The 15963-nt window shown below is 65.7% G+C and carries 14 protein-coding genes; 7 read left to right on the top strand and 7 right to left on the bottom strand.

Annotated elements, in window-relative coordinates; genetic code table 11:
• Window positions 1-30: 30 nt before the first annotated feature.
• The 6 genes from ACIQLF_RS02035 to ACIQLF_RS02010 all read right to left on the bottom strand — a co-directional run bounded on the left by ACIQLF_RS02035 (window position 31) and on the right by ACIQLF_RS02010 (window position 5917).
• Complete coding sequence (locus tag ACIQLF_RS02035; RefSeq protein WP_400293924.1) at window positions 31-870, bottom strand: alkaline phosphatase family protein; 840 nt, start codon at window positions 868-870, stop codon at window positions 31-33.
• Window positions 867-1925, bottom strand: a complete 1059-nt coding sequence (locus ACIQLF_RS02030) for an ABC transporter ATP-binding protein (RefSeq protein WP_400293923.1) — start codon at window positions 1923-1925, stop codon at window positions 867-869. The genes ACIQLF_RS02035 and ACIQLF_RS02030 overlap by 4 nt, the downstream gene beginning before the upstream one ends.
• Window positions 1922-2776: an ABC transporter permease gene (locus ACIQLF_RS02025; RefSeq protein WP_400293922.1), complete on the bottom strand. Its 855-nt coding sequence runs from the start codon at window positions 2774-2776 to the stop codon at window positions 1922-1924. Before ACIQLF_RS02025 ends, ACIQLF_RS02030 begins: the two co-directional genes overlap by 4 nt.
• Window positions 2764-3717, bottom strand: a complete 954-nt coding sequence (locus ACIQLF_RS02020) for an ABC transporter permease (RefSeq protein ID WP_400293921.1) — start codon at window positions 3715-3717, stop codon at window positions 2764-2766. The genes ACIQLF_RS02025 and ACIQLF_RS02020 overlap by 13 nt, the downstream gene beginning before the upstream one ends.
• Window positions 3714-4877 (bottom strand): extracellular solute-binding protein, encoded by a 1164-nt coding sequence (locus ACIQLF_RS02015; protein WP_400293920.1) that lies wholly within the window; start codon window positions 4875-4877, stop codon window positions 3714-3716. Before ACIQLF_RS02015 ends, ACIQLF_RS02020 begins: the two co-directional genes overlap by 4 nt.
• Before the next feature lie 152 nt (window positions 4878-5029).
• Window positions 5030-5917, bottom strand: coding sequence for a GntR family transcriptional regulator (locus tag ACIQLF_RS02010; protein WP_400293919.1), 888 nt, complete (start codon window positions 5915-5917; stop codon window positions 5030-5032).
• 57 nt (window positions 5918-5974) lie between these two features.
• Here ACIQLF_RS02010 and ACIQLF_RS02005 point away from each other — a divergent pair, with 57 nt between their 5' ends.
• Window positions 5975-6673, top strand: a complete 699-nt coding sequence (locus tag ACIQLF_RS02005) for an HAD family hydrolase (protein ID WP_400293918.1) — start codon at window positions 5975-5977, stop codon at window positions 6671-6673.
• A gap of 231 nt (window positions 6674-6904) precedes the next feature.
• Here the strand turns inward: ACIQLF_RS02005 and ACIQLF_RS02000 are convergent, their stop codons facing one another.
• The gene (locus ACIQLF_RS02000) at window positions 6905-7828 is read right to left on the bottom strand and encodes a formylglycine-generating enzyme family protein (protein WP_400293917.1); all 924 of its coding nucleotides are present in this window, start codon (window positions 7826-7828) and stop codon (window positions 6905-6907) included.
• 184 nt (window positions 7829-8012) lie between these two features.
• Here ACIQLF_RS02000 and ACIQLF_RS01995 point away from each other — a divergent pair, with 184 nt between their 5' ends.
• The 6 genes from ACIQLF_RS01995 to ACIQLF_RS01970 all read left to right on the top strand — a co-directional run bounded on the left by ACIQLF_RS01995 (window position 8013) and on the right by ACIQLF_RS01970 (window position 15668).
• Window positions 8013-8627, top strand: coding sequence for a PadR family transcriptional regulator (locus ACIQLF_RS01995; protein WP_400293916.1), 615 nt, complete (start codon window positions 8013-8015; stop codon window positions 8625-8627).
• Window positions 8628-8664: 37 nt separating this feature from the next.
• Window positions 8665-10431 (top strand): sulfatase, encoded by a 1767-nt coding sequence (locus ACIQLF_RS01990; protein ID WP_400293915.1) that lies wholly within the window; start codon window positions 8665-8667, stop codon window positions 10429-10431.
• Window positions 10432-10605: 174 nt separating this feature from the next.
• Complete coding sequence (locus ACIQLF_RS01985; protein ID WP_400293914.1) at window positions 10606-11283, top strand: GNAT family N-acetyltransferase; 678 nt, start codon at window positions 10606-10608, stop codon at window positions 11281-11283.
• A gap of 253 nt (window positions 11284-11536) precedes the next feature.
• A complete protein-coding gene (gene aztD, locus ACIQLF_RS01980; RefSeq protein ID WP_400293913.1) occupies window positions 11537-12883 on the top strand; it encodes a zinc metallochaperone AztD in 1347 nt (448 codons plus the stop codon).
• A 630-nt stretch (window positions 12884-13513) separates the two neighbouring features.
• Window positions 13514-14050 carry a very short patch repair endonuclease gene (locus tag ACIQLF_RS01975; protein WP_400293912.1) on the top strand — a complete coding sequence of 179 codons (537 nt, stop codon included), beginning with the start codon at window positions 13514-13516 and terminating at the stop codon, window positions 14048-14050.
• 178 nt (window positions 14051-14228) lie between these two features.
• A complete protein-coding gene (locus ACIQLF_RS01970; RefSeq protein WP_400293911.1) occupies window positions 14229-15668 on the top strand; it encodes an amidase in 1440 nt (479 codons plus the stop codon).
• Window positions 15669-15963 lie beyond the last annotated feature (295 nt).

Genomic DNA, 15963 nt, shown 5'->3' with positions numbered 1-15963 from the left:
CGACCGTGCGTGCGACCGTGCGTGGGCGCGCTACCCCTGGCGGCACTCCAGCAGCAACGGGGTGAGCCCGGCGGGCGCGAGCGCCTCCGGCCAATGCTCCAGGGAGCCGCCGAAGCGGGTCGCGGCCACAAAGGACGCGCGCTCGACGGCGCTGTCGCCGCCGTGGCCGCCGGCGTCCAGGTGCCCGTGGTCGGTGGTCAGCACCAGGTACCAGTCCTCCCCCAGTTCCTCCATGCGCCGCCTGATGGCCGCGGCGATGCGTGAAAGGTGGCCCTCGATCCGGTCCAGGGCCGCCGCGTACTGCGGGGTGTGCGGCCCGTAGACGTGGCCCTCGTCGTCGGCATCGCAGAAGTAGATGAACGACACGTCGGGGCCCTTGCCCGCCAGGACGTCGACGGCGTGGTCGGCGACCTGCGCGTCGGCAATCTGGTAGCCGTAGGTTTCCCCGTCGCGGGCGATCACCCGGTGGTGGCCGGAGCGCTGCTGTTCGCGCCGTTCCCAGATCACCGGTCCCGCGTCCGCCGGGTCGACCAGCGGGGGCCAGCCCGCCGCCACCATCGTGGTGGTCGACTGGTCGGCGAAGTAGGCCCGGCTCAGGAAGTCCGGGCGGTGCAGCAGCGCGTGGCCCACGAACTTGTTGTCCCTGACCCCGTGCTCGGCGTGGGTGCTGCCGGTGAGCAGCGTGGACCAGCCCGGCCCGGAGAGGGTGGGCACCTCCATGACCAGCTCGTTGAACACGCCCTGCCCGATCACCGCGTCAAGCGTCGGCATCCTGCCGGTTCCGCGCGCCAAATCGATGCGCAGGCCGTCGATTCCCACCAGTGCGATCTTCGGGCGTGAGGTCTTCGGGTTTGGGATCTTCGCGCTCATGCCGCACGCTCCGCATCCACCAGCACCGAGGAGCGGCGGGTGTGGACCTCGACGCGCTGGGCCAGCGTGAACGCCGCGGCCTCGTGCGAGGGCATGTCCACCCGGAGGCTGGATCCGGCATGCTCGACGACCACGCTGGTCGTGGGGCCCCGCAGCACCATCGAGCTGACGACGCCCTCCCCGCGGTCGTGCGCCAGCAGACTCAGGTCCTCCGGCCGGATCAGCGCCTCGAGCCCCGAGGCATGGACCGGTGCGGAGGCGGGGTTGGAGATCGGCAAGATGCGACCCAGCACCGCGACCCCTCCGCTGGTTGCGGTCGCCGGGATCCGGTTCACCGCCCCCACGAACTCGGAGATGAACGGGGTGCGCGGGCGCTGGTAGATCTCCTGCGGGGAACCGAGCTGTTCGATGCGCCCGTTGAGCATCACGCCCACCCGGTCCGCGACTGTGAGCGCTTCCTCCTGGTCGTGGGTGACCAGCAGCGTGGTGGTCCCGGACTGCGTCTGGATGCGGCGGATTTCCTCCCGCAGGTGCACGCGCACCTGGGCATCCAGGGCCGAGAGCGGCTCGTCGAGCAGCAGCACCCGCGGTTCGATCGCCAGCGCGCGGGCCAGCGCCACCCGCTGTTGCTGGCCGCCGGAGAGCTGGGCGGGGAACTTGGCGCAGTGTTCGCCCAGCCCCACGGTTTCCAGCAGTTCCTTGGCCCGGGCGGTGCGCTTGGAAAGGCTTGTCCCGGCGATCTTCAGGCCGTAGGCGACGTTTTCCGCCGCGGTCAGGTGCGGGAAGAGGCTGTAGGCCTGGAAGACGATCCCGATGCCGCGCTCGCGCACCGGGGTGCGGGTCATGTCCTTGCCGGCGATCCGCACGGTTCCGGAGTCCGGGGTTTCCAGCCCGGCCAGCACGCGCAGGATCGTGGTCTTGCCGCAGCCCGACGGGCCCAGCAGGGCCAGCAGTTCGCCGCCGGCAAGGTTGAGGTCCAGGTCATCCAGCACGGTGCGGCCGCCGAAGGCCTTGGTGATGCCGGACAGTGAGACTTCTGCAGAATCCCGGGTCATCGGGATCCCCCTTTCATGGTGGATTTCTTGGTGCCGCGCCGCGCCGTCACGGTGGACAGGGACGCCAGCAACAGCCAGGTGGCCAGGATGGTGAGGAAGGACAGGGCGGCCGCGGCGCGCGGCTGGCTCATGCCCACCTGCACCATGAAGACCGGGAAGGTCGAGTGCAGCAGCAGGCTCGCCAGCGCGTATTCCCCCAGCACCATGGCGCAGGAGAGCAGCGCGGAGCCCAGCAGGGCCGCGCGCATGTTCGGCAGCACCACGTGCAGCATGGTCTGCCGGGGCTTGGCGCCCAGGCTGGCGCTTGCGGCGAACAGCGTCTGGACGTCCAGGGCGCGGATTCCCGCGTCCAGGCTCCGGTAGACCAGCGGCAGCGTGAGCACCATGTAGAAGGGCACCAGCGAGTAGGTGCTGACCAGGAAGCCGGGTGCCACGTTGCGGAAGAACAGGTTGGCCCCGCCCACCAGCGCGATGGCCGGCACCACGTAGGGAACCACGGACAGCCATTCGGTCAGCCGCAGCATCTTCGGGGCCTTCAAATGCAGGAAGAGCAGCGTCGGCACCAGCAGCACCAGCGATCCCAGCGTGCTGAGCACCGCCAGTTCCAGGGTGGTGGACAGTTGCGCGGCGAAGTCGGTGCCCGCCAGCGCGTCGGTCAGCGGTTCGAGCGTGAAGCCCTGGCCCGGAAGCGTGAAGCCGAACGCGGCGGAGGCCACCAGCGGGATGAAGAACATGACAAGCGCCGCGGCGAAGACCGCGGTCCGCGCCATGTCCTGCGGCTTCGGCCGGCGCGCGGTCCTTGCGCGGTTGGTGCGAGGCACCGGGTGTGGTGCGGTTTCTAGCGCAGCCATTTGTTGGTCCTTCTTTCCAGCAGGGTCCGCAGGCCCATGGCCGCCACCACGATCACGATCATCCCGGTGACCAGCGCGGCGGCGAAGCTCTCGTCGGACATGACGTCGCCGGAGATGAAGAAGCCGATCAGGATCGGCACCAGGTTCACCCGGCCTCCGGCCAGCGCGTAGGCGGTGGCATAGGCGCTGAACGAGTTGGCGAAGAGCAGCAGCAGCGCGCCGACGATCGGCGGCCACATGATGGGCAGGGCCACGTCCATGAGGTAGCGGAAGCGGCTGGCGCCCAGCGAGTAGGCGGCCTCGGGCCACTGCTTCTTCAGGGAGCCGAACGCCGGCAGCATGAGGATGGCCATCAGCGGGACCTGGAAGTACAGGTACACCAGCGCCAGCCCGTAAAACGATGCCAGCTGGATGTTCTCGCTGAGGTTCCAGCCGGTCAGCGACAGGATGATGCGGGTCGCCAACCCCTGCACGCCCAGGGTCGCGATGAACGCGAAGGCCAGCGCCACCCCGCCCATCTGCGAGGCCACCGCGGAGAAGGAAAGCACCAGGTTCCGCAGCCAGGCCGGCTTGTCGCCGGAGGCCAGCGCCCACGCCAGGATGAATCCCAGCACGCCGCCCACCGCCGCCGTCAGCAGCGACAGGTTGATGGTCTGCATGAACGCATCGCGGTACTGCGGCTCGAACAGCTTCGCCATGGGCTCCAGGGAGAACTGGCCGTCCACCCGGAAGCTGGTGAAGATGTTGGTGGCGATGGGGGCGATCAGGAACACCGAGAGGAACGCCAGCAGCGGCAGCGCGCCCAGCCATCCGGCAATCCGGATGCCCCGGCCGACGGCGGTGCCGGGCGCCTTGCCCAATGTATTACGCATCGTCTTACGCGGCGCCCGTGTCTGCACCGCCTCGGGCCTCTCGGCCGCCTTGTCGAGTTCGATCGTCACTGCGCGGCGACCTTCTGGCCCCACTGGTCGACGATCATCTTGCCGGCCGTCTCGCCCTGCTCGATGGTCGGGAACTTGATCTTCTCGATCACCTCGGCCTCGGGAAGCTTGGACAGCGCCTCCTCGGAGAGCTTGCCGGCCTTCTTCAGCTCGATGTAGCGGGCGGGGATGCCGCCGCCGCGGGCGAAGAGTTCGGAGCCCTCGTCGCTGGTGAGCCAGTCGACCCAGAGGCGGGCGCTGTTGGGGTGCGGCGAGTCGGCGACCACGGGCTGGGCGTAGTAGTTGCCGAAGACGCCGTCCGCGAAGGTCTTGGTTTCCAGGGTGATGTTCGACTTCTTCAGTTCCTCTTCCATGCCCAGGAAGTTGTAGTTCCAGTCCAGGACCACCGCGGCCTGGCCGGTGCTCAGTGCGGAGACCGGGGAGGTGATGCTCACCAGGTTGCCGGACTTGGCGAGCTTCTCGAAGAAGTCGATGCCGGGCTGGATGTTGTCCAGCGATCCGCCGTGGGCCAGCGATGCGGCGAAGACCGCCGCAATGGAGGAGGCGCCCTTGCGCGGGTCGCCCGGCAGGGCCACCTTGCCCTTGTACTTCGGGTCCAGCAGGTCGTCCCAGGTCTTCGGGGCCTCGATGACCGAGGTGTTGGTGCCCACCTGGACCACACCGTAGTAGGCGCCCACCCACATGCCGTTCGGGTCCTTCAAATCCGCCGGGATGGCGTCGAAGTTGCTGGGCTTGTAGGGCGCGATCAGCTTCTCGTCGCCGGCCTTCTTGGTGAAGGAATACCCGATGTCGATCACGTCCGGCTGCGTCTTCTGGCCGCGCAGGTTCTTGACCGCGGTGATCTCGTCGGCGCTCGAGGCATCAGGGGTGGCCACCGGGGTGTCCACGCCGTACTTTTCCTTGAAGGCCGCGAACTGGCCGCCGTAATTGGCCCAGTCGGCCGGCACTGCGATCAGCTGGACGGTGCCTTCGGTCTTGGCCAGGGTCGCGAGCTCGCTGGTCGTGGTGCCGATCTTTGCCGCCGCGGTGGGCGCCTGGCTGCAGGCGGCCAGCGAACCGCCGACCGAGGCCAGCAGGGCGAGCCCTGCGACTCCGCGGAGCAGCGTGCGTCGGGTCGTTTTCATCGAACGTATTGCTGCCGGAACGAGTGGCTTATTCATGGCGGGATGCTCTCCGTGTGAGTGAGTAGGCCCGGGGAAGGCCTGCTTGCAAACACCAACCTAACGACGGCACCTTGACGGGCAGCGACGCCAAGGTGTCCCGGAGATGAATAATGGTCTAGACCGAACGGATTGCATCCAGCCTCCTCGCACTACCCGTCGACGCGCCCCGACACCACGATCTTCAGCCGGTCGGTCCGGACCAGGTCCTCGGAATATTCGACCGGGCGCCCGTCGCGGGCCAGCCCGGTGCGCTTGATGCCAAGCACTGCCGTGGCGGGGGCGATTTCCAGGTGTCGCGCGCTCTCCTCGCCGACCACGGCCGGGTTCAATTCCTCCACGGAGGAGAACGGCGCCAGGCCGTAATGCTCGCCCATCACCGCATAGATCGAGCCGGTCAGGTCGCGCTCTGGCAGTCCAGGAAACAGCACCGCGGGCAAGTACATCTCTTCCAGCACCACGGGTGTCGATGCGGCAAAGCGGATCCTGTGGATCCGGTGCGCCGGGTTCCCTGCGGGGATTTGCAGGGCCTCGGCCACCACCCGGTCGGCCGGGATGGTCACCGCCGAAAGAACGCTTGACGAGGCACTATGCACGCTTTTGAGCAACTGGGCGCTGAGTCCCATCAGGTTGGAGATGTCCACGGGAACCCGTGGCTCCGCCACGAAGGAACCACCTCGGCTGCCCACCGCGCGCACGATCCGCCCCTCGTGGACCAAGGTATCGAGGGCCTGGCGCAGGGTCATGCGGCTGACTCCCATGGCCTGGGCAAATTGCCGCTCGGCGGGCAGCTTGCTGGCGGTCGGAAGCAGGCCATCGGCAATGATGCCTGCCAGCCAATTGCTGATCGACTGGTGGGCCGGCAGCTCCGGGTCGAGGGCAAGCCCCTGGGCCCGCTCAAGCAATTCGTCGGTATTGATTTTCGGCTCGCTTTCATGTGCCGGGCCGGGTTCATGCTCCGTTAACCCGCAGCCAAGCTGCGGTCCACCCAAAGCGGCGGTCGGGGACATGTCGGCTCGGTAGTTTGGTCTCTCGATCATCCAAGGGTCTAGACCGTTGGGCGACTCCACTACACACTACAAGATTGGAAACGCACCATGCGCGCCACCTCCACCAACGCCACCTTGACACTCACGGACCTCGACGGCGTGCTCTTCGACTTCAACGGAACCCTCTCCGACGACGAGGGCATCCTGCGGGACCTGTTCATCGACCTGGCCGCCACCCACTGCTCGGTGACCCTCACCGCCCGGCAGTACCAGGAGACCCTGGCCGGCCGCAGCGACCGCGAAATCATGGCCGACATCCTGGCCCTCGCTCCTGCCGACGCCGGGCCGTTGGAGAAGTACCTGCCGCTGATCGACTCCGAATACGCGGTCCGCATCGAACGCGAAAGCCTGATCCGCCCGGCCACCCGCGAACTGGTCCACGCCTTGCACGCCGCGGGCCTCAAGCTGGGCGTTGTCACCGGCGCGAGCCGCCTGCAGGTGCTCCCGGCGCTGGAGCGCGCGGGCCTGCTGGACCTGTTCGGCATCGTGGTCACTGACGAGGACGTCGTCAACGGCAAGCCGCACCCGGAGGGCTTCCAGCGCGCGGCAGCCGCCCTCGGCCTGGACGACCCTTCCCGGGTCGCCGCGTTCGAGGACTCGGTCCCGGGTCTCGGCGCCGTTGCCGCAGCCGGCATGATCGCCATCTGCGTCGAGGGAACCCATCCGACCGAGGAGCTGGAGCAGCACGCGCTCATCATCGTTCCTGAGATCAGCACCGCGTGCCTGGAACTTGATCTCGGCGCCTAGCACCACCGTCGTGTTCGATTTTGGTGTCACCGGCGCATCGACCGGACTTCGACCCCGAATCCTGCCAGCGCCGACGGATGAGCAATGGCCTTCGGATGGCAGAAACACCTGGATGATCAAGGGGCTTACGGAAAGTCGAGGCCAGATCCGGGAGGCGGGGCGGAACAACTCCTGGACCCCATTCGAACCAGCGGGGCCCAGGGGCGCCCCTGTTCGACGGGCCCCGCACACTCACTCCGGACTCACGGGATCCAGGGCCACGGTGCGGAAACCGCAATTCCCGCTGGAGGAATCGGGGGTGTTGGAAGTGCGGGCGGCAACCCGGTACCGGTTGCAGTACGAGTCATGGCACAGGTAGGAGCCGCCGCGCATCACCCGCCCCGAACCGGCCCGGGGACCTTGCGGATTCTCGACCGGGGACATGCCGTAGTACCCGGGATGGAACATGTCCGAGCACCATTCCCAGACGTTTCCGGCGACCTCGTGGAGTCCGTACCCGTTGGGCGGGAACGACCTCACCGGGGCCGTGCCCGGGAACCCGTCCGCAGCGGTGTTCAGGGCGGGAAACGTGCCCTGCCAGATGTTGCACCGGTGTTCTCCCGACACGGTGAGCTCGTCGCCCCAGGCATAGCGCTTCCCGGAGAGTCCGCCGCGGGCCGCATACTCCCACTCCGCCTCCGTGGGCAGACGCCGGCCCGCCCACTCGCAGTAGGCCAGGGCATCGTTGTGTGAGACGTGGACGACCGGGTGGTCGGCGACCTCGGACCAGTGCGAGTCGGGGCCGGCGGGGTGGGCCCAGTCGGCGCCACGCACGTTCAGCCACCACGGCGCACCCGCAGCGGCCCCCAGGACCGCGGACCGGGGCGCCTTCAGGAGTAGGTGGAACACCGCCGAGGTCCCGAAATCCTCGGCCTCGCTCCGGTGGCCGGTGGCCTCAACGAAACGCGCGAACATCCCGTTCGTCACCGCCGTCGCGTCAATGCGGAACGCCTCCAGCTTCACGGGATGCACCGGGAGCTCGCCATCGGAAGGGTACCCCTCACCGAAGGCATCCCCCATCAGGAATGCGCCGGCAGGCACAAGGACATCGTCGTGCCCGGCGAGCGCCGGGGAGGTGAAGACGCGGCGCTCCCCGGTCCGGGGCGGCGCAGCCACCCGTGACGGCGAACAGCAGCCTGATGAATGCACCGGCGTCCCTTGGGGTTCCATGGAGTTTCCCTCGCTCGAAACTGGGCCGGTCGCGGTGTGGACCGTGAGGCGAGCCTACCAAAACCATTCCACTTGTGCCATACTCAACATGGTCCGCGTCACGGGCCGGACATCCCTTCCCTGGAGAGCAATGAAGCTGGAAAATATCCTCCTGGGCGTGCTCCTCAGGCACCCCGGCACCGGTTACGACCTGAAGAAGTTCCTCGACGGCAGCGGCCGCTTTCTGCGCTCCAACACCACGATGAGCCAGGTCTACAGGTCGTTGGGATCGATGGAGAAGCATGGCTGGGTTGGCCATAGCGTCGACCCGCGGCCTGGCGCACGTGACGCCAAGACGTATCGGGTCACGGACGCGGGGGCGGCAGTGTTCCTTGACTGGCTGACCGGCCCCTACGACCCGCCGACGCGATTCCAGGACCCCGAGCTGACCGTACGCCTGTCGTTCGCGGGCTTCATGAGCGCCGAGCAGCTGCTTCGGATCCTCGACGTCGAGCTCCAGACGCGGCAGGCCGAGATCGCCAGGTACCGGAACCGCGACCGCCGGACCCCCAAGGACCCGACCATTCCCTTTGACGACGAGCTCTCCGCGGCGGTGGGCGAACGTCTCCACCTCATGGGAGCCGGTGCCGCCGACGCCCACGTCGCGGCGCTGGTCGAATTGCGCCGGGACCTCCTGGACGGCCGTCTCTCCTCGCGCTCCCCCACCATCCCTCCGGCAACCCCGAGCCCCGAGGGCTCCCGCTGATCCCTGGCCACCGGCCACCCACCCACTCGAAAGGGCCATGATGAAAGCCATCATCCTCATGTTCGACAGCCTGAACAGGCACATGCTCTCCCCGTACGCCGACACCATTGTCGATGCACCAAACTTCGCCCGCCTCGCCGCCAAGACGGCCACCTTCGAGAACTTCTATGCGGGTTCCATGCCCTGCATGCCGGCCCGGCGCGAGATGCACACCGGCCGCTACAACTTCCTGCACCGCAGCTGGGGCCCGCTCGAACCGTTCGACGACTCCATGCCGCAGATGCTCAGCCAGGCCGGGGTCCACACCCACCTGGCATCGGACCACCCCCACTACTGGGAAGACGGCGGTGCCACCTACCACCCCCGGTACACCACCTGGGAGTTCTTCCGCGGCCAGGAAGGCGATCCTTGGAAGGGCGTCGTGGACCCCGCCGGCGGCACCGAGGACCTGCATGGCGACATGAAACGCCAGGACCTGATCAACCGCAGCTACATGCCGACGGAGGCGGAGCATTCCCAGACCCGCACGGTCGATGCCGGGCTGCACTTCATCGACACCAACCAGGCCGCCGACCGCTGGATGCTGCAGATCGAGCTTTTCGATCCGCACGAACCCTTCTTCACCCACTCGGCCTACAAGGAGATGCACCCCCACGAGTATGACGGGCCGGAGTTCGACTGGCCCGGGTACCAGAAGGTCACCGAGCCCCGGGAGCAGGTGGAGCATGCCCGCTACGAGTACGCGGCACTCGTGTCCATGTGCGACAAGTCCCTCGGCCGCGTCCTTGACGCCATGGACCAGTACGACCTGTGGGACGACACCATGCTCCTGGTCAACACCGACCACGGGTTCCTGCTCGGCGAGCACGGCTGGTGGGCCAAGTCCATCCAGCCCTGGTTCAACGAGCTTGTCCACCTGCCCATGTTCCTCTGGGATCCGCGCACCGGCGGGCGCGACAATCGACGCGGCGCGCTGGCCCAAACCATCGACATCGCCCCGACGATGCTGCGCTACTTCGACCTCGAGCCGACCCCCGACATGCAGGGACAGGACCTCGCCGCAATCCTCCGGGACGACTCCGAGGTGCGCGAGGCCGCGCTGTTCGGCATCCACGGCGGACACGTCAATGTCACCGACGGCCGCTACGTGTACATGCGCGCCGCCGCGGACGAGTCGAACGCACCGCTTGAGGACTTCACCCTCATGCCCACCCGCATGCGCTCCCGCTTCGATGTCTCCGAACTCGCCGACTGGGAGCCTGCCGCCCCGTTCACCTTCACCAAGGGCCTGCGCACGATCAAGGTGCCGACGAGCTCCTTCATGAACCCGTGGGCCCACGGAACCCTGCTCTTCGACCTCCAGACCGACCCGGGGCAGGACACCCCGCTCACCGATGACGAGATCGAACTGCGTATGCTGGGGTTGCTGGTCGGCCTCATGCGCGAGAACGACGCCCCCCGCAGCCAGTTCGAGCGGCTCGGAATCCCGTTCGACACCGCACCGACCCGGGAACACCTGTTGGTTCGCCGGCAGGCGGACCGTGCCGCCGGGGCCCTTGAGCCGCTGCCGCCGCTGGAGGGATTCCATGCCGCAGGCGCCGCCCTGGAAATCCCCATCCTGGAACTCAGCCAAGACCCGCGCTGCCGCGCCAGCTTGGAAAGGCACTTGCCACACCTCGTTTCCACCGAACTGGTCAACATCCCCGCCGATCTCAGCCTTTACCAGCTCGCAAGAGTCATGCCCATACCTGTTGACCGGCTCGCCCGACTGGCCGAGGAACTCGTTCCGGTCCCCACCGTCTGAGTCGCCCACTGCCTTGGCCGCGCAAAACGGATAGTCCCCGCGGCAACCCGCACCGCCGCGGGGACAAGACCCCGCATGCGGGACGGTGTCCTTGACCATCGCGGCCGGCGCTGGCAGTCTCGTTTCCACACGGGGTGGCACGGAACGGGACTGCCCGGCGATCGGAGGGGCTTCATGAAGCAGGTCGAGGTAACCACGGGCGAAGTCGCGCTTGCGGATATCCCGGCGGTTGTCCCGCGAGTAGTCCCGGCCAACGAAGCCAGCTGGGAGGACATTCAAAAGGTCTTCGGAACGCGGGGCGACCCCTCGACCTGTCAATGCCAGTGGTTCCAGAATCCCGGCCGCAGTTTCGGCGAACTGTCGGATGAGGTGCGCGAGAGCCGCCTGCAATCGCAAACGGCCTGCGGGAACGCGAGTGCCGCGAAAACCAGCGGACTCATTGCCTACCTGGGCGACGAGGCGGTGGGTTGGTGCGCCGTCGAACCGCGCACCGCCTATCCGCGCTTGCTGGGTTCCAGGATCCCGTGGAGCGGTCGCAACGAGGACCGCGAGGATCCGGACATCTGGGCGGTGGTCTGCTTTGTCACGCGTACCGGATATCGCAGGCAGGGCGTCTCGCGTGCTCTGGCGAGTGCCGCCGTTGACTTCGCGAGGGAACATGGTGCCCACGCATTGGAGGGCTATCCCATGGTCCTGCCTCCGGGGAAGAAGGCAGCCTGGGGCGAAATGTTTGTTGGCAGCCGCAACGTCTTCGCCGATGCAGGCTTCAGCGAAGTCAGCCACCCCACCCCGCGGCGGGTGGTCATGCGCATCGATTTTCCCGTTCAAAAACAACCAACATCGGCACCCTGATGCCACCCGCTCGCTTCACATGCGACCCCGCACCACGGCGCAGGGCTCGCCGCACGTTGGCCAAGGGGCTCCCGACGACTTCCTAAATAGCGGGTGAGCACGGACACCGGCCAAGGAACTGGTTGAAGCCACCGGACGGCCCAATCCCGCTGACACAAAGTGACGGTGCCCGCCAGGCAGCGAAACGCTCCTTCTGCAGTCGAACCATTTCATATTATTGCGAATGATTCTTATTTGCAATAATATGTCGAGCATGAAAACCATCCAAACCAAGAACGTCTCGATCGAAGCCCGGACCACGGATCGTCGGGTACGTCGCACCTTCGCGGTGACCACCGCTTTCGCCTCGATGCTGGCGCTCGCATCCTGCGCCACCGCCCCGGCGCCCGCCAGCAACCCGGGGTCGGCGACGAATTCAAGCCACGATCCGAAGAATGATGCAGACATCCCGAAGGACGGATCCCCGCAGGCAACGGAATCTCGAACAGCCCAGCCACGACTGGCCGTCACGTACGACGGCGGCGTCCTTGTTCTGGGCGCCACGGATGGAAAGGTCGTCTCCGATTTTCGGATCGACGGATTCAACCGCGTGAACCCTGCCGGAGACGGCCGGCATGTCCTCGTATCCACGACCGGAGGGTTCCAAGTCTTGGACACGGGGTCTTGGTCCGAAGTCCACGGCGATCATTCCCACCATTTTGTTTCCGATCCGACGCTCAAAGACCAGAAGTTCCCGGCGCAGCAACCTGGACATGCAGTCCACCACGCAGGGAAAACGATTCTCTTCGATGACGCAACGGGAAACGTCAGCACTTTCGAGTCAAAAACCTTGTCGAAGGAAACACTGCCCAAGACCGAGGACTACAAAACCCTACAAGCGCATCATGGGGTCGCCGTGTCGTTGAAAAATGGGCAGCTGCTCGTGACGGAAGGAAACAGCGAATCCCGCTCCGGCATCACGCTGCTGGATGAGGCAAAAACGGACGGCAGCAGAAGCACGGTTGCGACAAGTACGGACTGCCCCGGAGTTCATGGTGAAGCCATGGCACAGGATGAGGTCGTGGTCGTCGGATGTGAAGACGGTTTGCTCGTGGTGAAGAACGGAAAGATCACCAAGGTTTCATCGCCCGACGCCTATGGCCGTATCGGCAACCAAGCCGGAGGCGAAAACTCATCAGTGGTTCTTGGTGACTACAAGAAGGACAGGGACGCGGAGTTGGAACGCCCCACGACGTTCTCGCTCACCGACACTGCCACCAACAAGCTTCAGCTGGTTGACACGGATTTTTCGTATTCTTTCCGCTCGCTGGGACGCAGCAAATCGGGTGACGCCCTCGTGCTTGGCACCGATGGAAAGCTTCATATCTACGACTCGTCCACGGGGAAAGAAAAATCCGCCATCAAGGTTGTTGACGAGTGGGAAGAGCCCTTGGACTGGCAAGAGCCCCGACCGTCGCTGCTAGCGGAGGGAGACACCGCCTTTGTCACCAACCCGGCCACCAAGGAACTACACACCGTCGACCTCAAGAAGGGCGAGGTGACCCAAAGCATCGTTTTGCCGGAAACCCCGAATGAACTAACCGGAGCATCCAACCGGTAAGACATTCAGGTCGGTGTGGGGAAGCTGGTCAGCATCAATTGCCACCGGCACCGGAACGAACCGGCATCCGAATTCCCACCGTTTGGTTGTCAACCGGCACCCGGATTGGATCGGCGTTTTATCCCGTCCAGACAACATGGCGCCCACGCAAGGGAAAGCCATCCCCTGGCCCCTCCGGGAAGGAATGCGGTCCGGAGCGAAATTCTTGTCGTCAGTCGTGCCATCCCGACCGGCACCGGGTTCACGGAAGTCGGATTCCGCATGCCACGGTGAGTGGCCATGCGCATCGGTTGCCCGATCGAACAATGCTCCGGCCGCGCTCGCTGATGCCTACACGTTCCTCGTTGTGCCTCAATTCCGAGGCGTTCGGCGGCTGGCGATCGGCGCCATTCCCATGCAACGCCATGCCCTGACACATGGAATCCATAGGCTTGCCCCATAGAGTCATTACTACCTCATGAAGGTGCGAGTGATGAGAGCACCGGCTGGATCCAAGATGCATTCCCCCGCGTCGTGGAACCGGCCGGTGCTCAAACTTTTAACGGCCCTTCCCAGGGGAAGTCCTATTCAGCGCCGGCACCCTCGAATCGACGATGGGCCCGCCGAACGGTCCGGGTGCACAATCGAGACATGGACAGCATGTCCGCTCAGCAGCGTTCCCAGCTCATGTCGAAGATCAGGGGCAAAAACACTAAGCCCGAGCTTTTCGTCCGCAGATTGCTGCACGCCGCGGGATACCGTTTCCTGCTGCAGGGCAGGATCCCGCGAAGGACGCTCGAGAGAATCCGCAAAGACCACCCCGATGCGCCCCTGCCCGGAGGCAAACTCCCCGGTCGACCCGACATCGTCTTTTCGGCGCGCCACAAGGCGGTCTTTGTGAATGGCTGCTTCTGGCATCTTCACGACTGCCCCGCAGGACAACACTCGCCTCAGACGAATGCAGAATTCTGGGAATCCAAACGCACTCGCACACGCGAACGGGACCAACGCACCATAGCGGCCCTCATGGAGCTCGGCTGGGAGTCGTTGGTTTTGTGGGAATGCGAGCTCGTGGACCCACAATCCGTCACGGAAAGTTTGGTGTCTTTCTTGGGGACTCCCCGTAAAAGCGGAAGCCCTCCAGACGCTGCCCGCGAGTTCGATATCGGGACCAAAAGCGCCGAATGATACTCCTCCAACTCGGGAAAGGCGTCCCCATTTCAGCTGTCAATAAGATTGTCATCATCGTTGACTTAATGAAAACGCGAACCTAGTCTCGTTCGTGCGGGACCTCTTTCCCCGCCCCTCCCAAGGCCGATCGCTTTCGGCCCGCAGGTCAGTGTTCACTTTTCGAATGGAGCCACCAATGGAGTTACACCACCTCACGGCAACCAAGGCACGCGAACTTTTTGATGCCAAGGAACTCTCACCGGTTGAACTGCTGGACGCGGTCGTGGCCCGCACCGCAGCGGTGGAACCGAGCATCAACGCGCTGACCGAGGAAATGCTGGAGGTGGCCTACGACGCTGCCCGCGCCTCACAGGAACGCTTCGCCAAGCCAGGCACGCAGCTTGGCGCCCTCGAAGGAATCCCGCTGCTGCTCAAGGAAGAGCAGCCCATTGCCGGATACAAGTCCGAGGAAGGTTCTCTGACGCTGAAGGGAAACATTGCCGAGGAAACGCACCCCATCGTTGATCGGATCTTTGCAGCAGGTGCGGTGGTGCACGGACGCACCACCACCCCCGAGTTCTGCTCAGCCGGCTACACGCATAGCAAGCTCTGGGGCGTCACCCGCAACCCCTGGAACCTCGCGTTGACCCCGGGCGGCTCCTCCGGCGGCTCCGGTGCCGCCCTTGCCGCGGGCGCAACCGTCCTGGCCACCGGCTCGGACATCGGCGGATCCATTCGCATCCCTTCCTCCTTCTGCGGCTTGGTCGGATTCAAGCCTCCCTTCGGCCGGGTGCCGGGCATGGCCCCGTTCAACCAGGACACCTACTGCGCGGACGGCCCCATGGGCCGCAGCGTCGCCGACGTGGCCATGCTGCAGAACGTGATCGCCGGACCGCACCGCGCCGACCAGGCCTCGATTCGCCCGGCCTACGTGTTGGGCGCGCCGAATGCGGCCGCGGCCGTCGGCATGAGGGTCGCCCTGTGCGTGAACCTCGGCGACTACGCCATCGACCCGGCGGTCGAGGCCAACACCCGCGCCGCGGCCGAGGCCCTGCGCAACGCGGGAGTCATCGTCGACGAGGTCGCGCTGCCCTGGACCAGGAAGCAGATCGTCGAGACGGCATCGGCTCACTTCGGAGGCATCATGGGAGCCTTTGTCTCGGAAATTGCCGCCGAACAGCGCGAGCTTCTGATGCCCTACACGCTCGACTTTGTCGAGAGCACCGCCAAGAGCGGATCCTTTGCCGAGGGTCTGTTCTCCGAGGCCGAAATCTACGCGCCTCTGGGCAAGCTCCTTGAAAGCTACGACGCGCTGCTCTGCCCGACCAACGCAGCTACGGGCCTGGCTGCTGACTTCCCGGACCCTGCCGCGCCCATCGAGATCGACGGGCAGCACCTTTCGTGGATCGAAGCGAACATCACCGTGCCGTTCAACCTGATCGGCCGGGTGCCGGTGCTTTCCGTCCCGTCCGGACTCGCCCCCAACGGCATCCCGACGGGCGTGCAGATCGTCGGCCGCACTTATGACGATGCCACGGTGTTCACGCTCGGCGCCGCGCTCGAGGAATCGCTGAACCTGTGGACCCAGGCCTCCTGGTGGCCCGAAGTGCAGACAACCGCGAACACACTCGCATAGTCAGCCCGCGGACATGTCAGTGCCCGCAGCCACGTAGGCTGCGGGCACGAACTTCCGGTCGCCACAAAACGTCTTGACACAGCCTGAAGAAGACGCAAAGGGAACCCACGGCGTCTGGATGACCTCACGCGAAGGAGAATGACACCGCGTTTCGGAACACTCGTAATCTTGCGCGCACCATGCCTATATTGAAGCCGGTGGACGCCACTTAGCGCGGCCACGCAACATGCACGCCTAGTCAACGAAGAGGGCCACAGTGCTGGACGGTCCCGTTCGTGACGGAAACGAGGAACCC

This window comes from Paeniglutamicibacter sp. NPDC091659, assembly GCF_044756805.1.
Lineage (GTDB): Bacteria > Actinomycetota > Actinomycetes > Actinomycetales > Micrococcaceae > Paeniglutamicibacter.
Note: the sequence above shows the minus strand (reverse complement) of the source record. Positions and strands in the feature narration are given on the sequence as shown.